The following is a 17884-nucleotide window of genomic DNA, read 5'->3' as shown; positions in this document are numbered from 1 at the left end:
TTGTTTATCTGGCCGCGGTCCCACTACATGTTCAATGACTGATTCGACCACCGAGGTTGTCCGCCTGTTCGGTGGGCCCGGTAGCGGGAAGACGACGGCGCTGCTTGACCGCGTCGACGAACTGCTGGAAGACGACGACGTCGATTTCCGTGACGTACTTGTTGTCTCGTACACACGTGCGGCGGCGGCCGAGATTCGTGAACGGCTCGCAGACCGACTCGGACTGTCCCCTCGCGCTCTCCGCGGGAACGTCTGTACGATGCACGCGAAGGCATACGAACTGCTGAACCTCTCCCGCGGTGACGTTGTCGGTGAGGACGACAAGGAGGCCTTCTGTGAAGAGTTCGGTATCGACTACGAGGACGAGTACGAAGGGTCCCGGCGTCGGTCGGCTCGTTCGACCACCATCGGGAACAAGATCATCGCGACGAGCCAGTGGCTTCAGCGGACCCGACGTGACGTGGCCGACTGGTACGACGTCCCGTTCAAGTGGGACGACGAAGAGGTCCGACTGCCGCCGGAAATCGACGACAACGCACAGACCGGCAACAAGTACACGCCGACCTGGCCGACCGACGACGACCGCATCGATGTGCCAAGCGCCATTCGCGGCTGGCGCACGTACAAAGGCGAGAACGACCTGACTGGCTTCGCCGACATGCTCGAACGGGTCGCCCAGCGCTCGCTGCTCCCCAACGTCGATTACCTCATCATCGACGAGTTTCAGGACATCACGACGCTGCAGTACGACGTGTACGACGAGTGGAAACCCCACATGGAGCGGGTGCTTATCGCCGGCGACGACGATCAGGTCGTCTACGCCTGGCAGGGCGCTGACCCCGACCTCCTGCTCGAGGAAGTCGTCACCCAGGACGAGGTCCTGCCGAACTCCTACCGGCTCCCCTCGCGTATTCTGAACGTCGTCAACCGCGAGGTTCGCCACATCGAGAAACGTCAGGAGAAGGACCTCAATCCCCGCAAGGAGGGTGGCCGCGTCGAGGCGGTCCAGAACCCCTCGATGTTTGATCTCTCCCGGAACGTCACGCGGACCATCGAGCAGTCCGATGAGACGGTGATGGTGCTGTTCCGGGCCCGCTACCAGATGTTCCAGTTCATCGACGAGTTTATCGACAACGGGATTCCGTTCTCCTGTCTCACCGACCAACGGATGTGGACCGACCGGCTCACCCAGTACGTCAACGGGCTCGAAGCCGTCGAAGCCGAGGAACCGCTCACGGTGCTCGAAGCGCGCCGGCTCGCGGATATGCTCGTCGACTCTGCCTTCGGCACGGGCGAACGCGATGAACTCTTCGATGCGCTCGAAGAGATCGACGAGTCCCACGAGGACGAAGACATCGCCGATATCGAAATCGAACCCGACGTGGTTCAGGAGCACGTCCCGTTCCTCCCTGACGCGGCCTCTGCGGGCGACATGCTCCGGAAGGTGACTAACTTCCAAGAGCGGACTGTCGACGCGTACTTCACCGGCGACTACACCGGAATGGACGCCGACCGTGTTCGCGTGGGGACTATCCACTCCGCGAAAGGTCGTGAGGCCGACCACGTGTTTGTCGCGACCGACCTCACGGAGAAGGTTGTTGAGCAGATGGCCGCGACTGTCGACCAGCAGGGTATCGAAGTGCCCGGCATGGAAGAATTCACGAAACACACCAGTCCCATCCCGACGCTGACCGACAATGAACGGCGCGTGTTCTACGTCGGGATGTCCCGCGCCCGTGAACGGCTCGTCCTGCTTGAGAACCTCGTCGACGGCGCGCCGACGCTGCCAATCGACGTGTTGCTGGAGAACGAGCCAAGTGACCGCTCCATCGAGCAACTGCTTGACGACGCCAGCGAAACCCTCGCGGCCGACTGAAGCGGCCGCTTCTCTCACTCGTCGATTGTCCCTCCTTCCAGGTAGTACCTCGTCTTGTCACGCGTCGACTGGGCGACCTTGGTAAACGTGACAACACGCTGCCCGCCCACTGTCTCGTCGTGCTCGACGTGGAGTTCCAGCCCCTGCTCGCGGAAGTACGACAGCAGATCGTCGATGATCTTCGGGTCGCCACGAACGGTGTGCGTTTCGCCGACCGGGTCACCCCTGTCTACTGTCCGTATCGTTTCGACTGCGGGCTGGAGGATCGCCTCGCCTAACTCTCGTGCCCGCTCACGGACGGCCGCCGCCGATTCGCCGCGCTCGACGGCCTGAAAGGCCTCCCGCATGACGCGCGTGAAGACGAAGTCTCGCCCGTAGTCGAAGGGGAGTTCGAACGCGTGTTCGAGGTCGGCCCGGTGGATAGCGCTCGTCGTGTACTTCAGTGCCGTCTCTCCGTCGGCCGATTTCAGGACCACCCCCTCCCGCCCGCGAGCGTCCAGATCGTCGATTCGCTCGCGGGCGGCGTCGACGGCCGCTGCCGGGGTGAACGTCCCGTAGTGGTCGACGCTGTCGAGGCCGTAGGTCGCACACTGGTCGAGTCGCCGTTCCACACCCATCGGCGTCCCGCTCTCGCGGTGGTGAATCCCGAACACGTAGAACCCGACCTCATCGATCTCACTGTAGTCGTGGTCTGTGTAGGGGTTTTCCGGTCCGACGAGCTCACCACACAACATATACTCTGGGTGGTCGTCGAAAAACGCCTCAGCATCGAGCAACGCTTCGACCTTTCGCGTAGTGTACGGACAGACGAACCCGCTCCGGGTGAGTGCCAGGAGGTCGCCGTCGACCCGCGCGACCCTGACGTTGTAGCCGTTGAGCTTCTCCTCGATGGCGACGGGGCCGTCGAACGTTTCCTGGATCGCCGGTTCGAGGACGAGCGCACGCGGCATCGACGGATAGCCGCGAACAACCACGTCGCCGACGAGCGCCGTCCCGCGTTCGATGCCGTGGCGCTCGTCGCTGAGATGTCGGTACCGCTGTCCGCGAAACCACTCGGTGTCGAAGTGTTCCAGCAGGTCCTCGGGGTCGGTGTCGACATCGAACAGCGACCCCCAGTCTCTTGACATACGTGGGTCTTGTTGACATGCCACTAAAATACTGCTGGCGCGTGTCACTACCGTATCTGTCAGAGAGCATTAGTGGCAGGCTATTGTAGAATCAGTATGGTCGACCGCCCGCTCAAACAACGGTTCGTCCTCGATACGTCGCTATTTCTCACCCCCGAAATCAGAGGCGATGACGAGGACTTGGAGGTGGCCTGTCTGGACTTGCTCGATCTCATCTCGGAGGCGAAGCTGGTCCACAACATCTCCTGTTACATGCCGCCGTCGATTCAGGCGGAGCTGACGACAATGCTCGAAGACCGAGCTATCAGCGACGAGGTGCTGATGAAGCTGGACACGTGGGTCATCACGAAGTCGCCGGCCCACCATGAGGTGCGGATTCCAGCGGACCTGGTGTACGAGTTCATCGACGAGATGTCCGAGCGAGTTGACCGTGGCCTGCGCGTCTCGGAGAAGGCCGTCCGGAAAGCCGAGGAGTCGCGGGCCGAAACGGTCGAAGAACACGACCACATGACCGAGGTGGACAAGGTCATCTCGGACCTGCGCGACGAGTACCGGGACACGCTCCGGCAGGGCGTGCTCGACTCCCGCGAGGACTTCGACCTCCTGATACTCGCGCAGGAACTGGACGCCGGCGTCGTCACGGAAGACCAGGGCATCATCAACTGGGCGGAGGACTTCGGACTGCGGTATCTCAAGGGCCGGAACTTTCCGCCGCTGCTCAGGGAGTATCTCGCCGCCGGCAATCCGGACCGCTGGCGCGACGAGAGTTAGTCCTCGTCACTGTCCGGTGGCTTCCCACCGGGGAGCGCGCTACGTGCCCGGCCGGCGATTGCGCCGGGGATGTCCGTTGGGGAGGGAGCGACCCACTCGATGACCAGTAAGGCGACAGCTAACCCGAGAAAGACCGCACCGATCACTGTCTGGCCACGAGCGAGGTTGTCGACGCCGAGGAGGGTGACCCGCGCGGCGAGTACGACCGCGATCATCAGCTCTATTGTCCCGATGAGTCCCCGTGCCATCGGCCATCGTAGGCGGTGACTAAACAAAAACATCGCGCCTGCGTGACGACTACGTCCGCACCAGCACCGAGGGACATACGTTCAAGTCGCTGCCGGCTGAACGTCGCTGGTATGCAAATCGGCATCGTCTCGGACACACACGACAACGCGTCGCAGGTCGAAGCCGCAGTTGAGACGTTCGCTGACGCGGGCTGTGAGACCGTCGTCCACTGCGGCGACTTCGTCGCTCCGTTCTCCGTGACACCGTTTGACGGTGACTGGTCGTTTTACGCCGTACGTGGCAACAACGACGGTGAGTGGGCGGTCCAGTCCACTGTCGAAGAGTTCGGCACGTACTTCGGCGAGATGGGCGAGGTAACAATCGACGAGCACGCCGTCGCGGTGTATCACGGGACTAGCGGAGAGATCGTTGATGCACTGGTTGAATGCGGAAACTACGATTACGTTTTCCACGGACACACGCACGAACGTGGGCACGAGGAGCGTGGGGACACAGTACGACTCAACCCCGGTGGCATCTCGATTCCACCGGCGCCCGAGCCGTTTTCGGTCGCGACGCTCTCGACGGACACTGGCGAGGTCGAATTCCACGAACTGGGGTAAGAATCAGTCGTCGGCGTGACTGTCGACGCGCTGTGGGCTGCCGTCGTGTTCGACAAGGCCGCGGCCGACACCGAGGGCTTCGTCAGTCCGGCGGATGCTCTTCTCGGCGCTTGCGGTCCGCTCGGAGAGCGCGCGAACGGCGTCAATGTTCTCCGGTACGACGTCGGCTTCCTGGTGAATCGCTTGGAACAGGTAGAGGTCCCGCCCCTCAACCGTGATGGATTCGGCCCAGATGCAGTTCTCCCACACGTCACCACGCGGGCGACCGGCGTCCCGGGTGTACTCCTTGAGCTTCCCTGCGCCGTCGATACCAAGCGTCTCCGGGATGAGGAACAGCCGCGATTCGTCGGCGAGCAGCGACGTGACCTCCTCTGTCGTCGGCTCGCTTTCCAGCGTGACATTGACGCTGTGGGTGTGCATCTGCGTCGTTGGAACCTTCATACCCATCGTATCGATGTCGAGGTCGGGAAAAATCGTCTGGACGTCAGGACCGTGGTGGGAGGGGATTTCGACGGGGTCGGGGAGTGTGTCGTTGATCGGGCCACGGCCGGTCTGGCCCGGGTCAGCACCGCGCCGGACCAGTGTCACACGTGATTTTTCAACCCCGTATGATTCCCTGAGCGGTGCGAGCAGGCGTGAAAGACCCGTTGTATTGCATGACACGACGCGGGCCGTGTCGGCCCCGACTGCCTTCTCGTAGTTGGCGCGGGCGTTGAAGCTCACGTCTGCCACATCGGCGTCCTCTCCGCCTTGGAAGATGGCCGGCGTGTCATGTTCGGCGTATAGCGACGCGTTGGCCGCGCCGACGCCACTTGGCGTGGTGTCGACGACCACATCACTCGTTGCAATGAGGTCATGGACCGTACCGGCCGTACCGAGATCGGCTTCATCGAACGGTTCGCGGCCGTCCGCGGCGTAGAGATCATAGCCGCGGTCGTCCGCGATAGTTGCCTCGAAGTTCGGCGAGCGCTTTGCGACGCCCGCAACTGTCATATCTGGCTGGACACGCACCGCGTCAGCGACGCGTTTCCCGATGGTGCCGAAGCCGTTGATGCCCACGTGGAGCATACACGTCCATCTCTTCGGGGAGAGTATATTCTTTGTGATTAATTTATGGAGAAATTAACTCAGATAGTTGTACCTCTGGATATTGTGATCTTTTAGCACGAATTACCAGAAAACACTGAGATGGAGCGTGTTTCGCCGGCATACGCCGGCAGTCTATCAAGAGTTATTCAGCCGGAGTACGCAATCAGTTGTATGGACAACTCGTCGCTTCGCGCGCCCGCAGAGACCGCCGTCAAACAGTGCCTGAACCTCCAGCCCGACGAGTCATGTGCCGTCATCACTGATGACCAGCGGAAGGCAATCGGCGAGGCGCTGTATCGCGTCGCCGCAGAGATTACCGACGACTCTGTTTTCGTGCGCTACCCGCCGGGCGAGCAACACGGTTCGGAACCGCCTGCGCCGGTCGCTGGCGCGATGGAAACCGCTGATGTCGTGCTCGCGCCGACGACCAAGAGCCTGAGCCACACCGAAGCCCGGACCGACGCCAACGAGGCCGGCGCTCGCGTTGCGACCCTGCCCGGCATCAGCGAGGGCGTGTTCCTCATGGGGTTAGACGCCGACTACCACCGTATCGAACAGCACTGCGAGGACGTGCTGGCACAGGTCGAAGACGCCGAGGAGATCCGGGTCACGTCGCCCCAAGGGACCGACATCACGTTCGGCATCGGTGCCCGCGAGTGGCATATGGACACCGGCATCGTCCACGAGGCCGGTGAGATGTCGAATCTCCCTGCCGGCGAGGTGTTCCTCGCCCCTGAGACGGCTGACGGCACATTCGTTGTCGACGGGACGATGCGCCCCCACGGCAAACTCGACGACAAGCGCCTCACTTTCGAGGTCGAAGACGGGTACGTCACGGACATCGACGATCCTGATATTCGCGCACAGGTCGAGGATGCCGCTGAAGAGGTTGGCCGGGACGCGTACAATCTCGCTGAGCTCGGTATCGGCACGAACGTCGCCGTAACCGAACTCGTCGGCTCCGTCCTTCTGGACGAAAAAGCTGGTGGCACGGTCCACATCGCTATCGGCGACGACCACGCGATGGGCGGCGATGTCCACGCGCCGATTCATCTGGACGGGATTTTGACGGAACCGACCGTGTATGCGGATGGAGAGGAAGTGGCCCTCCCGAAGCCGAACGGCGACTGAGAAGCCATGAGGACGGGGAGGAAGTGAAACCCTCTGCGTTGCGTAACCGAAGCCAAAGTGAACTTCTGAAGGGGCACAGTGGCGCGGATAGCGCATACTGGCCGCCGACGGTCCGTTATCTGTCGGCGTATTCGACCGTCACAGCGTAGCCGATAATGAGCACCGCCCAGACGAGCGACCCGACGAGGACGAGGTCGAACGGCACCGGATAGCCAAGGTTCCACGCGAGCACCAGCCCGTGTACCGCACCCATGAACGCCATCGTTGCGACGGTGATAGTGGCCGCCACCTGCGGCACGTCCGGCGGGTCGTAGCGGAACGCACCCTTCAGCACGAGGAGGGTTGCAAACATCAGCGCCGGCATGAGAACGACACCGACCGGCTTCGAAACGTAGGTATCGGGCGTGCCCGACGCGGAGAAGTGAATCGCGATTTCAGCGGGGAGGCGTGACCAGACTGTGAGACCAGCCAAGGCTGTCAGGCCGATGACGACACCGCTTGCGATGTCGGCATGGCTCTGTCGGCGCGCCATACCCGTCGTTTGGCCCGGTGGCAAAAGAAGGGCAGCGTGACTGTGCGAGTAAGAACCACGAGCAGCGCCGTGGCGACGACCATTTACGGGAGCGCAGTCAACGGCCGTATATGACAGACGCTACACCGGGCGACCGCATCGCCCTCCCGTGTCCGGCCTGTTCGCCGGATCTGGAAACGGTTCACGAGGTGCTGAAGCCGGGCGGCCACGTGACGGTTCGCTGTACGGACTGTGACCACGTCCACAAGGAACAACTCCCGGAAGAAGAGACGCTGCAGCGTAGTGTCGTCGTCTCACAGGACGGAGACTCCTTCACCGCCGAGGTCGACGTGCCGGCCGAAGAAGAACTGTCCGTTGGCGAGGAGTTCCTCCTAGAAACGGAGGAAGCTGTCGTGACCGCGCGCATCACTAGCTTGGAGACCGCGGACGGCCGCGAGGACGAGGCGGCCGCCGAGGACGTCGAGACAATCTGGTCGCGGGCCGTCGGCAACGTCTCGGTCAACGTCACGATGCACCCGAAAGACGGGACCCACGACGAGACTGAGAGCTTCAAACTCCACGTCCCCGGCGACTACGAGTTCGTCGTCGGCGAGACCGAGGAGTTCGGCGAGGAAGAGTTCACCGTCGAAGGGATTCACGTCCGCGACGACGCCCACGGCTACGACCACGAGAACATGGACCACGACGGCGACATGGGTATTGCGAAGGACATCAACCGACTGTACGTCAGGGACGAGTCAACCACGGCGTGGTCGGCTTGGTAGGATGGTCGACTGGGACCGGCAGCGGTCGCGGCTATCTGACCACCTGCGCTCGCGTGTCGACGACGAGACTGTCCTCGAAGCGATAGCATCGGTTCCACGCCATCAGTTTGTTCCGGACGACAAGCGACACGATGCCTACGCCGACCGCCCGCTCCCGATCGGGTCGGGCCAGACGATTTCTGCGCCGCATATGGTCGCAATTATGGCCGAGTTGCTCGACCTGTCCCCGGGTGACCGGGTGCTTGAGGTCGGTACGGGCTGTGGCTACCACGCCGCGGTGACCGCCGAACTGGTCGGTCCTGAGAACGTCTACAGCGTGGAGTACCACGCATCGCTGGCCGATGAGGCACGCGAGACACTGGAAGCGACCGGCTACAGCGGTGTTTCCGTTCGAGCCGGTGACGGCAAGCAGGGGTGGCCAGAACACGCGCTCTACGACCGGACGTATCTGACCTGTGCCGCACCGGATTTCCCCGCCCCGCTCGTCGAGCAGACCCGCGACGGTGGCATCCTGCTGGCTCCGGTTGGCGACGGACAACAGCGCCTCATCCGGGCGGAGAAACAAGCCGGCGGCACGCTCGAAAAAGAGGACCACGGCGGCGTCCGGTTCGTCCCGTTGCAGTAGGGTTTTCGACGGACGCGGCCGTTGTCGCGCCATTGATATAGCTTCGGCCGAATACCCTGATATGGACCCGGCGGTACTGCGAGACGACATGGTCGACAGCCTCCAACACGAGAGCAAGGGTGTTGTCCGGAGCGCGTGGCTGTCGACAGCGATGCGCGCCGTCCCCAGAGAGGCCTTCGTCGGCGAGCAACAGGCCTACTCCGACCGCCCGTTCGAACGCCTTGGCACGCGCGTTCTTTCGCCCAGTACCGCCGGCCGCGTACTCGAAACCCTGTCACCAGAAGAAGACGACAATGTGCTTGTGGTCGGTGCCGGCGTCGGCTACACGGCCGCCGTGCTGGCAGAACAGGTCGGCGCAGCGAACGTTCATGCGATAGACATCACGCGTCGCCTCGTCATCGAAGCACGCCAGAACCTGGCAGAAGCAGGCTATGACGCCGTCCTCGTGGACCGCCGTGACGGGGCTGACGGACTCCCGGAGTACGCACCGTACGACCGCATTCTTCTCGAAGCCGCCGCGATTGACCCACCCAGGGCGCTCCTCCAGCAACTGACCGATGACGGCCGACTGGTGATGCCGCTTGGCACCGGCGAGCAGTCACTGGCTGTCGTGGAGGCCGACGGCTCGGTCAAGCGACACGGCACTGTCGCGTTCCAGCCGATGCTCGTCGAGGGTGAACAGGCCGACACTGTCGAGCGCAACCGGACCCACCGTGAAGACCGCGAGCGTGCCCGCCAGGCGGCTCAGTCCCGCGCGGGATGGGAGCAGGAGTGGATTGACTGGGACGGCTAGGGCGACTCGACGACAAGCAGGTCGGTGTTCGAGCGAGCGTCTTCGTAGTTGCTCCCAGCCGGTGGTTTCACTTCGAAAGTGACGGTGCCGTCCTGTTGATTCGGTCCGAGCGACGGCGACAGTGAGAGGGTCACGTTCCCTGCGCTACCCGTCTCGCCGGTTGTAACCGACGAGAGCGTTGCTGTCCCACTTTTCGCGACCACTGTTGCACCGGACACCGGCGACCCTTTTGAGTCGACGACGGTGACAACTACGTCTTGCGTCCCCGGATTCGTCACCTCCGGGTGGGGCTCCACATCGACCTCGGTTACCTGCAGCGTCTCGATTCCGGAGATGGTACTCATCATCACGGAGAGGCAGGCGACACCGACCACCAGCGCGATAACGAGACGAATCGGTAGCCCCTCGATGGCACGTTCGTCGCGCCACAGCGAATCTGACATGGACAGGTGTGGCTCCAAACTCGTATTTGAACCCTCGTACGAACCTTCAAGTACCGAAACGGGACAACCGCCGGCATGGTGGTTATCGGACGCGAGGAAGCGACGGGGGCAACGACGCGGCTGGGTCACTATCGGGCCCGCGATGGGAGCCGCGGTGCTGCGGTCAGCCTCGATGTTGACCGGCCACACGTCGGTCTTGTCGTCGGCAAACGCGGGTCGGGGAAGACCTACACGCTTGGCGTTCTCGCCGAGGGGCTGATTGCTACTGAAGGAGTTGCCCCGGTCGTTGTCGACCCGATGGGGGCGTTCACGCCGCTCGGAACTGCGGACGTGTCTGCAAAGGTCGTGCATCCCAGCGTTCGTGCGGACACGCTCGACCCGCGCCAGTGGTGTACAGTGCTTGGCCTCGACCCGGAACAGGGCGCGGGAGCGCTTGTGTGGCGAGCGGCGGCCGAGTGCACAACTCTTGACGGGATGCGCTCGTGGGTGGCCGATACGGATGCGGCGGCGAGCACCGCCCGTGCAGCGGCGAACCATCTCGCGCTCGCCGAGTCCTGGGGCATCTTCGAGCCTTCGGGTATCGAGACGGGAACGCTGTGCAGCGATAGCCTGACTGCGCTCGATATGTCGGGACTCGCTTCCCGACCAGCCGGTGCGGTTCTCGCAGCTGTCGCGACTGCGCTGTACGACGCTCGGATGGCCGAACAGACGAGTCGGTTGCCGTGGCTGCTGGTCGACGAGGCCCACGCGTTCACCGATGGCGTCGCCCGGCGTCCGCTCCGCCGTCTCGTCACCCGAGGCCGCCAGCCCGGCGTAAGTTGTATGCTGGCGACACAGCGACCCAGCGTGGTGCCAGCGACAACCGTCTCCCAGACCGACCTGCTCGTTGCCCACCGATTGACGAGCACGGCTGACATTGAGGCACTACAGGCCACCCAGCCGACGTATCTCGACGGTGATTTCGCGGCTCGGCTACCGGAGACGACCGGTGACGCGCTCGTCGTCGACGACGGCACCGAATCAGTCCATCACGTGACCGTCCGTGAGCGGCGGACGCCCCACGGCGGCGAGACCCCGCGGGCAAGCGACCCCGGAGCAGACAGAGAGTGCGAAGCTCGTGCGGGGGGTTCTGAAAATAACGACGTTGTATGAGTCAAACAACCTGTACGACGCCCCAGGCCAACCCGATCCCAGCCAGCGCACAGACGAGATTCCCGACAGCGTTGAGAGTGGCCAAGGCCACGTAGCCGTCCTCCCACAGTCGGACTGTCTCGACTGAAAAGGAGGAGAACGTCGTGAACGAACCGCACGCACCAACACCGACAAGCAGTGCCGCGTCACCGGTCACACCAGCGAAGGTCAACAGTCCCAGAGCGAAGCTTCCGATAGCGTTCACTGTGAGCGTCCCGAGTGGAAACGTCTCTCGCTGGACCGCATCCGCCAGATAGTGGCGACAGAGAGCGCCAAGCGCCCCACCAGTCCCGACCAGATGCGCCGATTCGAGAGCAACCATTACCGCTCACCTCCAGCGAACAGTCGGACGGCTTCACGACCGACAAGGACGCCGGCAAAACCCAGAGCGTAGCTGCCGACGATGTTTGCGACCGCCCACTCGGGTGTCAGAACCGTCTCCACTGCGAACGTACTGTAGGTGGTAAACGACGAAATGAAGCCGGTTGACGCGGCCAGCTTCGTTTCGCTGGCTAGTGCGCCGACCTGCAGCCCCTCGTACACCAAGACGCCGAGTGCGAAACTGCCGCAGACATTGACCAGCAGCGTCCCCTGTAACCCCGGGAAAAAGAGGCCGACGAAGTACCGAAGGTTCGAGCCGGCAAATCCTCCCAGACCCACGAGGACGATAGTTTCGACCGTTACCAGCGGGTGGGTGTCTGTCATCCTTACTCCCCGAGTATCTCCGCCAGCCGTGCTTCGCCAAGGGTGTCGACGAGTTGTGCGAGTTCGATAACCCGCTCTTCGCCGAGCGTATCCACGAGTTCACGGATCTCTGCTGGGTCGAAGGTCCGGGCAACGTAGCCGAGGTTCTCCACCATCCGCGTCGTTCGGTCTAGTGTTTCTTCGTCGGGGCGTAGCGTTAGCGGCCGGTTCGTGAATTTGCCGTTTTCATTGAAGTAACAGAACCGTAGCTCGGCAGTGTCGCTGTCATCTGGATCAACGATCTGCAAGACACCATACCCACTGTCCCACTCGTCAAGTTCGACCTCAAGCAGCGTTTCATACCGGGTCATACAATCAGCTTCCAATCACGCCGACTTATAGATTGGCATATCAAAACCCGTCACAAGCGAGAAATATTGCTATACACAACAAAATAGCAGCATTGAAGAAAAAGCCTATCTGTCTTCGCCAATAGCTCCAGCTCGGAATAATATTGGTACAGGTGTTATTCCAGAGCCAACTGTCGGTCCGTTCACTGTCTGCTGTATAATACTGCACCGTCTGATGTATCGGCCGGTAGTGTGGCTGGTAATCTGTAATTTGGTTTTCGGCAATGAAATTATTTTTATATCCTCTCCGACTACGGCAGAGCAATGCCAGAATCAAAGCAAGGATCTAGTGTCGCCCATTTCGATGTAACCAATATCGGTGGGATCGATGAGACGTCAGTCGATATTCCACCGGGCGTGACGGTACTGACGGGGAAAAACGCCACAAACCGGACGTCGTTTCTGCAGTCTATTATGGCGGCGATGGGGAGTACGCAGGCCACGCTGAAAGGCGACGCCGACGAGGGGAGCGTTGCCCTCACTTACGGGGATGCAGTGTACGAGCGGACGCTCACGCGAGCGGGGGACGCTGTGCAGTTTGACGGCGACGGATATCTTGATGACCCTGCGGTTGCCGACCTGTTCGCATTCCTCCTCGAAACCAACGAGGCGCGCCGGTCTGTGGCTCGCGGCGACGACCTCCGCGAAATTATCATGCGGCCGGTCGACATCGACGCGATCCGCTCGGAAGTCGAACAGCTGGAAGCGGAGAAAGGCGAGATCAACGACGAACTCGCCACGGTCGAGTCCCGCCAGCGCGACCTCCCGGACCTCGAACAGCGCCGGACCGAACTCCGCGAACAGATCGAGGAGAAACGCGAAGAACTGGCCGAGCGGGAAGAGGAGATCGACAACAGCAGCCGAGATATCGAGGAGAGCCGTCAGGAACAGGATGTTCTCGAAGAGAAGCTCGATGAACTCCGCTCGACGCGGTCGGACCTCGAATCTGTCCGGCGCGATATCGAGGCACAGGAAGAAAGCATCACCTCGCTAAAACGCGAGCGGTCCGACCTCGAAGACGAACTGGATGATCTGCCGGAGACGCCGATGGGCGACCAGCAGCACCTCGAAGACGAGATCGCAAGCCTGCGCGACCAGCGCCAGCGGCTGAACAGCGAGATATCCGACCTCCAGAGCCTCATCCAGTACAACGAGGAACGGCTCGAAGAGGAAGACTACGATGTCATCCAGTCGCTCGAAGACGCGCCCGAGGGCTCCGACGGTGCGGTGACAGAGCAACTTCTCGATGGCGAAGACGAGGAATCCGTCGTGTGCTGGACGTGTGGCTCGACGGTCAACCGCGAGCAGATCGAAGACACCGTTGACCGCCTGCAGGACCTCCGCCGGCAGAAGGTCGAGGACCTCAACGACATCAAGTCGGAGCTCGACGATCTCAAGACCGACCAGCGCGAGGCCGAAAAAAAGCAGCGCCGCCGTGAGAACGTCGAGCGGAAGATTCAGGAGACGGACACGGAGATCGAACGCCGCGAAGAGCAGATCACTTCGCTGAAAGACCGACGCGAGGAACTGACGGAGGACGTCGAGTCGCTGGAAGACGAGGTTGATAACCTCGAATCCGAGGACTTCGACGAGATCCTCTCGCTTCACCGGGAGGCAAATCAGCTTGAGTTCGAGATCGACAGCCTGGAATCCGACCTCGACGACGTGTCTGCCGAAATAGAGGAAATTGAGGAACTGGTCAACCGGGCCGACGACCTCCGCGACGAACGCGACGATCTTGTCGAGGAACTCACCGACAAGCGGACGAAAATCGACCAGATCGAGGCTAACGCTGTCGACGAGTTCAACGAGCACATGGACGCCATCCTCGGGATCCTCGAGTACGAGAACCTCGAACGCATCTGGATCGAGCGCGTCGAGCAGACCGTCCGTGAGGGGCGTCAGAAGGTCGACCGAACGGTGTTCGAACTCCACATTGTCCGGACCACCGAGAACGGCGCGGCGTACGAGGACACCATTGAGCACCTCAGCGAGAGCGAGCGCGAGGTAACCGGCCTCATTTTCGCCCTTGCAGGCTATCTGGTGCATGACCTCCACGAGAGCGTTCCGTTCATGCTGCTTGACTCGCTGGAAGCCATCGACTCGGCACGAATCGCCGAGCTCGTCGAGTACTTCGCCGACTACGCCGAACATCTCGTTGTCGCCCTCTTGCCGGAGGACGCGCAGGCGCTGGACGACGACTTCAACCGCATCACTTCGATCTAACCCCGTAGTCTTTTACTTCCGGTTACCGTACGTGGGAATAACAGATGGCGAATACGACAGACGGCCGGCCGTCGAGCAAAGTCGCTCGACTCATCGACGAATACGAACTTGATGGACTCGGTGCGGAGATGGAGGCTCGCTGGACGGGTGATGGTGAAGAGCGGATGAGTCTCCGTGACCTTGCCGAGTTTTTCAACAAGCGCCTCCTCGAACGCGAACTGGTCGATGCGGGCCTGAGCGCCCTCGAAAGCGACGTGGAATCGACTTACGAGAACCTCACCGGTGACGACATCAGCACAGGTGTTCGGACTGATACCGTCAACCGACTCGAACGTAACGGCGTCGACGTAGACAGTCTCGAAACCGATTTCATCACCTATCAGGCCATTCGGTCGTATCTGAAGGAATGGCGCGGCGCGGAGTACCAGGGGCTATCCGACGATGAGAAGATCGAGAAGGACCTTGAAAGCATTCAGCGGCTCCTGACCCGAACGCTGTCGGTCACCGACCAGCGCATTGAGAAACTGCGCGATACGGACCGTATCGATATCGATGACTTCGAGATATTTCTGGACGCGCAGGTGCTGTGCCAGTCGTGTGGCAGCCAGTATGCCGTTGCGGAGTTCTTCGAGCAGGGCGGCTGCGAGTGTCAGCAGGACTGAGCTGTCACTCTAGGCTCCGTCTGACTATCCCGAGACACTGCAATCATTCAAAAGTATCGAAGCAATCGATAAAAGTTGTGAAACACAACAAAACAAGAAAATCAGTAATGATGGCCGGCCGTAGAAATAGAACTGTACTGCCGTGTTGGGAATCCGCTGTCGAAGCTGCCTACTGGGTCACACAGGGCTGAAGGCGTCGGGGACCATCGGAACGGACATGGACCCAGCCGAGATCCGAGCGTCAATCCCGGCACTCGAACGGTGTACGTACTTCAACACGGGGGCAAGCGGGCCGACGCCGCGCCCAGTGGTCGACGCTGCGACGGCGTTTCTCGAACGACACGCCTTCGACGCACCTGCCAATGAGGGACCCTATACGGTTGCGTGGGACGCTCTCTCGGCAGCTCGAGAGGTTGTCGCCAGCCATATCGGGACTGACGCCGCCAACGTCGCCTTGACTCGCAGTACCGCCGACGGGGTCAATATGGTCGCTGGGGCTATCGACTGGCAGCCCGGCGATGTGGTGGTCCGGACTGATCTCGAACACCCCGCCGGCACACTACCCTGGGACCGCCTGGTCGACACCCACGACATCGAGGCCCGAGTACTGGAAACAGATGCCGGTCGGCTTGACATGGCTGATGTGAAAGACGCTGTGGCTGACGCCAGACTGGTGGCGTTGAGTTCGCTCTCCTGGACCCACGGAACCAGACTCCCGGTTGCGGATGTCGTCGAGGTCGCCCATGACGCCGGCGCACAGGTACTCGTCGACGCTGTCCAGTCCGTCGGCCAGCACCCCGTTGACGTGACCGAATGGGGCGCGGACTTCGTGGCCGCGGCGGGGCACAAGTGGCTGCTGGGCGTCTGGGGTGGCGGATTCTTGTATGTCGACCCCGACGCGTATGACCGGTTGCGCCAGACCCGCATTGGCTACCGGAGCGTCGAAGACCCCGGTGCTGACGGATACACATACTACGAAGGCGCGCGCCGCTTCGAGGTCGGCACTACCTCACCGGTCCCCTACGTTGCGCTCGCGAACGCCATTGAGACGGTTGAGGCTGTCGGGTTCGATACAATTCAGCCCCGTGTTGAGCGGCTGACTGACCGGCTCAAGGACAGCCTCGGCGACCGACTGCTGAGCCCCCGCGACTACGAGTCGGGGCTCGTGACGTTCACCGCCGACGACCCCGAGGCGACCGTCAAGCGACTCGCGGCTGACGGTATCATCATCAGGTCACTCCCCCACCCCGAGGCGCTCCGGGCTTCGGTCCACGTGTTCAATACAGCCAACGACATCGACCGCCTGCTTGACGCGCTGTAGCGTTCACAGCGTCCCGCTGTGACTGGCGTCACAGGCCCGGACTTTCTTGCCCCGGCCGGTCGTTCCGCCTCGTATGGAGACACGCCCCGTCGTGACGTGCTTCCTGCGCAGCGAAGGCGAGGTATTACTGTTGCGCCGGAGCGACGCGGTTGGTTCGTACCAGGGCCAGTGGAGCGGGGTCGCGGGACACGTCGCCGACGATGCTGGGCGGGACCGGGATCCCGAGACGGCCGCGCGGGCCGAAATCGACGAAGAAACTGGGCTGGCCGACGCGGTGACGCTCGTCCGGCAGGGCGATTCATTTCAGGTCGCAGACACCGATCACGGGGTTCGCTGGCGGGTCCATCCGTTCCTGTTCGATTGTGAGGCCCGCACGGTCGCGACGAACGAGGAGACAATCGAGACTGCGTGGGTCCACCCGCCGGAAATACTGACTCGTGAGACGGTCCCGCGACTGTGGACCTCCTGGGATCGTGTTCGCCCGCGACTGGCGACCGTTCGCGAGGACCGGACCCACGGCTCGGCGTGGCTGTCGCTCCGGGCACTGGAGGTGCTACGCGACGAAGCCGCCTCGGCTGACGCCGGACGGAGTGTCGATCTGGAGACTGCCGAACGGGACGGTGACGACTGGGACGCGCTTGCCGCCCTCGCCGCTGAAATCCGAGAGGCGCGCCCATCAATGGTCGTCGTCGCGAACCGTCTCAATCGGGCGATGGCCGCCGTTACCGACGAATCGCCGGCGGCCGTCGAGCGGGCCGCGACCGAGACGCTGAACCACGCGGTGACCGCCGACTGGGTCGCCGCGGCCGTCGCCGCTGAGCGCGTCGGTGACCGCATCGCGACGCTTTCTCGGTCCGGAACAGTTCGTGCAGTGGTCGAGGCCGCTGCTCCCGAGGTAGTGCTCGTCGCCGAGTCACGGCCCGGCGGTGAAGGCATTGGCGTCGCCGAGACGCTTGCCGAGAGCACCACGGTGACGCTGACCACCGACGCGGCCTTCGGCCATGAACTGGACGTGTGGAGCGCCGACACGCTCGTTGTCGGGGCCGACCGCGTCTTTCCGGACGGCCGCGTTGTCAACAAGGTTGGTACCCGTTCGGCGGCCCTTTCGGCGGCCGCCGCGGACGTGGACTGCTACGCAGTGTGTGCGACGGACAAGATTGCGCCACGCGCTACGTGGGACAGAGAGGAGCGGGAGCCACAGGAAATGTACGCCGGTGACGCCGATATCGCCGTATCGAACCCCACCTTCGACGTGACGCCGGCGTCGGCAGTGACGGTCGTCACCGAGCGCGGCGTTCTGGAGACGACTGATATCGAGGAGATCGCTGACGCCCACCGGGACCGGGGCGAATGGTCTGAGCGCCGGTGATATCAGAGACCGGCGGGCG

20 protein-coding genes are annotated in these 17884 nt (G+C 62.4%); 12 read left to right on the top strand and 8 right to left on the bottom strand.

All coding sequences use genetic code 11. From position 1 onward, the window contains the following. Positions 1-34: 34 nt before the first annotated feature. The gene (locus RBH20_RS13090) at positions 35-1876 is read left to right on the top strand and encodes a UvrD-helicase domain-containing protein (RefSeq protein WP_306709268.1); all 1842 of its coding nucleotides are present in this window, start codon (positions 35-37) and stop codon (positions 1874-1876) included. A gap of 14 nt (positions 1877-1890) precedes the next feature. Here the strand turns inward: RBH20_RS13090 and RBH20_RS13085 are convergent, their stop codons facing one another. Continuing rightward, positions 1891-3003, bottom strand: coding sequence for an RNA ligase (locus tag RBH20_RS13085; protein ID WP_306709266.1), 1113 nt, complete (start codon positions 3001-3003; stop codon positions 1891-1893). 96 nt (positions 3004-3099) lie between these two features. On the opposite strand from RBH20_RS13085, the gene RBH20_RS13080 reads away from it, so the two are divergent. Beyond that, positions 3100-3774 (top strand): RNA ligase partner protein, encoded by a 675-nt coding sequence (locus RBH20_RS13080; protein WP_306709263.1) that lies wholly within the window; start codon positions 3100-3102, stop codon positions 3772-3774. Here RBH20_RS13080 and RBH20_RS13075 read toward each other — a convergent pair. Further along, on the bottom strand, positions 3771-4022 hold the full coding sequence (locus RBH20_RS13075) for a hypothetical protein (protein WP_306709261.1): 252 nt from the start codon (positions 4020-4022) through the stop codon (positions 3771-3773). The genes RBH20_RS13080 and RBH20_RS13075 overlap by 4 nt on opposite strands. 111 nt (positions 4023-4133) lie before the next feature. On the opposite strand from RBH20_RS13075, the gene RBH20_RS13070 reads away from it, so the two are divergent. Continuing rightward, on the top strand, positions 4134-4625 hold the full coding sequence (locus tag RBH20_RS13070; protein WP_306709260.1) for a metallophosphoesterase: 492 nt from the start codon (positions 4134-4136) through the stop codon (positions 4623-4625). 3 nt (positions 4626-4628) lie between these two features. Here RBH20_RS13070 and RBH20_RS13065 read toward each other — a convergent pair whose 3' ends face one another. Continuing rightward, the gene (locus tag RBH20_RS13065) at positions 4629-5693 is read right to left on the bottom strand and encodes a type II glyceraldehyde-3-phosphate dehydrogenase (protein WP_306709258.1); all 1065 of its coding nucleotides are present in this window, start codon (positions 5691-5693) and stop codon (positions 4629-4631) included. Between the two features lie 192 nt (positions 5694-5885). Between RBH20_RS13065 and RBH20_RS13060 the strand changes: the two genes are divergently transcribed. Next, positions 5886-6845: an aminopeptidase gene (locus tag RBH20_RS13060; RefSeq protein ID WP_306709255.1), complete on the top strand. Its 960-nt coding sequence runs from the start codon at positions 5886-5888 to the stop codon at positions 6843-6845. Between the two features lie 115 nt (positions 6846-6960). Here RBH20_RS13060 and RBH20_RS13055 read toward each other — a convergent pair whose 3' ends face one another. Next, entirely contained in the window at positions 6961-7377 is a 417-nt protein-coding gene (locus RBH20_RS13055; RefSeq protein WP_306709253.1) for a DUF1648 domain-containing protein, read from the bottom strand. A gap of 110 nt (positions 7378-7487) precedes the next feature. On the opposite strand from RBH20_RS13055, the gene RBH20_RS13050 reads away from it, so the two are divergent. The 3 genes from RBH20_RS13050 to RBH20_RS13040 all read left to right on the top strand — a co-directional run bounded on the left by RBH20_RS13050 (position 7488) and on the right by RBH20_RS13040 (position 9559). Then, entirely contained in the window at positions 7488-8141 is a 654-nt protein-coding gene (locus RBH20_RS13050) for an HVO_0476 family zinc finger protein (RefSeq protein WP_007189348.1), read from the top strand. Position 8142: 1 nt separating this feature from the next. Further along, positions 8143-8766, top strand: a complete 624-nt coding sequence (locus RBH20_RS13045) for a protein-L-isoaspartate(D-aspartate) O-methyltransferase (protein ID WP_306709250.1) — start codon at positions 8143-8145, stop codon at positions 8764-8766. A 61-nt stretch (positions 8767-8827) separates the two neighbouring features. Further along, the gene (locus RBH20_RS13040; protein WP_005537314.1) at positions 8828-9559 is read left to right on the top strand and encodes a protein-L-isoaspartate O-methyltransferase; all 732 of its coding nucleotides are present in this window, start codon (positions 8828-8830) and stop codon (positions 9557-9559) included. On the opposite strand, the gene RBH20_RS13035 is transcribed toward RBH20_RS13040, so the two are convergent. Then, entirely contained in the window at positions 9556-10002 is a 447-nt protein-coding gene (locus RBH20_RS13035; RefSeq protein WP_004958888.1) for a hypothetical protein, read from the bottom strand. The genes RBH20_RS13040 and RBH20_RS13035 overlap by 4 nt on opposite strands. Positions 10003-10077: 75 nt before the next feature. On the opposite strand from RBH20_RS13035, the gene RBH20_RS13030 reads away from it, so the two are divergent. After that, the gene (locus tag RBH20_RS13030; RefSeq protein WP_306709244.1) at positions 10078-11154 is read left to right on the top strand and encodes an ATP-binding protein; all 1077 of its coding nucleotides are present in this window, start codon (positions 10078-10080) and stop codon (positions 11152-11154) included. Position 11155: 1 nt separating this feature from the next. On the opposite strand, the gene crcB is transcribed toward RBH20_RS13030, so the two are convergent. From crcB to RBH20_RS13015, 3 genes are read right to left on the bottom strand one after another with little or no spacing between them, the layout of a single operon-like run. Beyond that, on the bottom strand, positions 11156-11515 hold the full coding sequence (gene crcB, locus RBH20_RS13025; protein ID WP_306709241.1) for a fluoride efflux transporter CrcB: 360 nt from the start codon (positions 11513-11515) through the stop codon (positions 11156-11158). Beyond that, the gene (locus RBH20_RS13020; protein ID WP_306709239.1) at positions 11515-11898 is read right to left on the bottom strand and encodes a CrcB family protein; all 384 of its coding nucleotides are present in this window, start codon (positions 11896-11898) and stop codon (positions 11515-11517) included. Before RBH20_RS13020 ends, crcB begins: the two co-directional genes overlap by 1 nt. 2 nt (positions 11899-11900) lie before the next feature. Then, on the bottom strand, positions 11901-12248 hold the full coding sequence (locus RBH20_RS13015; RefSeq protein WP_004590827.1) for a hypothetical protein: 348 nt from the start codon (positions 12246-12248) through the stop codon (positions 11901-11903). A 303-nt stretch (positions 12249-12551) separates the two neighbouring features. On the opposite strand from RBH20_RS13015, the gene RBH20_RS13010 reads away from it, so the two are divergent. The 4 genes from RBH20_RS13010 to RBH20_RS12995 all read left to right on the top strand — a co-directional run bounded on the left by RBH20_RS13010 (position 12552) and on the right by RBH20_RS12995 (position 17865). Then, positions 12552-14513 (top strand): archaea-specific SMC-related protein, encoded by a 1962-nt coding sequence (locus RBH20_RS13010; RefSeq protein ID WP_306709236.1) that lies wholly within the window; start codon positions 12552-12554, stop codon positions 14511-14513. A gap of 44 nt (positions 14514-14557) precedes the next feature. Beyond that, positions 14558-15175 carry a rod-determining factor RdfA gene (rdfA, locus tag RBH20_RS13005; protein WP_306709234.1) on the top strand — a complete coding sequence of 206 codons (618 nt, stop codon included), beginning with the start codon at positions 14558-14560 and terminating at the stop codon, positions 15173-15175. 217 nt (positions 15176-15392) lie between these two features. After that, the gene (locus tag RBH20_RS13000) at positions 15393-16496 is read left to right on the top strand and encodes an aminotransferase class V-fold PLP-dependent enzyme (protein ID WP_306709232.1); all 1104 of its coding nucleotides are present in this window, start codon (positions 15393-15395) and stop codon (positions 16494-16496) included. A 73-nt stretch (positions 16497-16569) separates the two neighbouring features. Continuing rightward, complete coding sequence (locus RBH20_RS12995; RefSeq protein WP_306709230.1) at positions 16570-17865, top strand: NUDIX domain-containing protein; 1296 nt, start codon at positions 16570-16572, stop codon at positions 17863-17865. The last annotated feature ends 19 nt before the right edge of the window (positions 17866-17884 follow it).

Source organism: Haloarcula sp. H-GB4, from assembly GCF_030848575.1.
Classification (GTDB): domain Archaea; phylum Halobacteriota; class Halobacteria; order Halobacteriales; family Haloarculaceae; genus Haloarcula.
Note: the sequence above shows the minus strand (reverse complement) of the source record. Positions and strands in the feature narration are given on the sequence as shown.

What these genes read in the sequence shown, in the direction of transcription:
- RBH20_RS13080 (WP_306709263.1), top strand. Translation starts at nt 3,100, where the DNA reads ATGGTCGACCGCCCGCTCAAACAACGGTTCGTCCTCGATACGTCGCTA.
- RBH20_RS13065 (WP_306709258.1), bottom strand. Translation starts at nt 5,693, where the DNA reads ATGCTCCACGTGGGCATCAACGGCTTCGGCACCATCGGGAAACGCGTC.
- RBH20_RS13060 (WP_306709255.1), top strand. Translation starts at nt 5,886, where the DNA reads ATGGACAACTCGTCGCTTCGCGCGCCCGCAGAGACCGCCGTCAAACAG.
- RBH20_RS13055 (WP_306709253.1), bottom strand. Translation starts at nt 7,377, where the DNA reads ATGGCGCGCCGACAGAGCCATGCCGACATCGCAAGCGGTGTCGTCATC.
- RBH20_RS13075 (WP_306709261.1), bottom strand. Translation starts at nt 4,022, where the DNA reads ATGGCACGGGGACTCATCGGGACAATAGAGCTGATGATCGCGGTCGTA.
- RBH20_RS13030 (WP_306709244.1), top strand. Translation starts at nt 10,078, where the DNA reads ATGGTGGTTATCGGACGCGAGGAAGCGACGGGGGCAACGACGCGGCTG.
- RBH20_RS13045 (WP_306709250.1), top strand. Translation starts at nt 8,143, where the DNA reads ATGGTCGACTGGGACCGGCAGCGGTCGCGGCTATCTGACCACCTGCGC.
- RBH20_RS13050 (WP_007189348.1), top strand. Translation starts at nt 7,488, where the DNA reads ATGACAGACGCTACACCGGGCGACCGCATCGCCCTCCCGTGTCCGGCC.
- RBH20_RS13020 (WP_306709239.1), bottom strand. Translation starts at nt 11,898, where the DNA reads ATGACAGACACCCACCCGCTGGTAACGGTCGAAACTATCGTCCTCGTG.
- RBH20_RS13000 (WP_306709232.1), top strand. Translation starts at nt 15,393, where the DNA reads ATGGACCCAGCCGAGATCCGAGCGTCAATCCCGGCACTCGAACGGTGT.
- RBH20_RS13040 (WP_005537314.1), top strand. Translation starts at nt 8,828, where the DNA reads ATGGACCCGGCGGTACTGCGAGACGACATGGTCGACAGCCTCCAACAC.
- RBH20_RS13070 (WP_306709260.1), top strand. Translation starts at nt 4,134, where the DNA reads ATGCAAATCGGCATCGTCTCGGACACACACGACAACGCGTCGCAGGTC.
- RBH20_RS13085 (WP_306709266.1), bottom strand. Translation starts at nt 3,003, where the DNA reads ATGTCAAGAGACTGGGGGTCGCTGTTCGATGTCGACACCGACCCCGAG.
- RBH20_RS12995 (WP_306709230.1), top strand. Translation starts at nt 16,570, where the DNA reads ATGGAGACACGCCCCGTCGTGACGTGCTTCCTGCGCAGCGAAGGCGAG.
- RBH20_RS13015 (WP_004590827.1), bottom strand. Translation starts at nt 12,248, where the DNA reads ATGACCCGGTATGAAACGCTGCTTGAGGTCGAACTTGACGAGTGGGAC.
- RBH20_RS13035 (WP_004958888.1), bottom strand. Translation starts at nt 10,002, where the DNA reads ATGTCAGATTCGCTGTGGCGCGACGAACGTGCCATCGAGGGGCTACCG.
- RBH20_RS13090 (WP_306709268.1), top strand. Translation starts at nt 35, where the DNA reads ATGACTGATTCGACCACCGAGGTTGTCCGCCTGTTCGGTGGGCCCGGT.
- rdfA (WP_306709234.1), top strand. Translation starts at nt 14,558, where the DNA reads ATGGCGAATACGACAGACGGCCGGCCGTCGAGCAAAGTCGCTCGACTC.
- RBH20_RS13010 (WP_306709236.1), top strand. Translation starts at nt 12,552, where the DNA reads ATGCCAGAATCAAAGCAAGGATCTAGTGTCGCCCATTTCGATGTAACC.
- crcB (WP_306709241.1), bottom strand. Translation starts at nt 11,515, where the DNA reads ATGGTTGCTCTCGAATCGGCGCATCTGGTCGGGACTGGTGGGGCGCTT.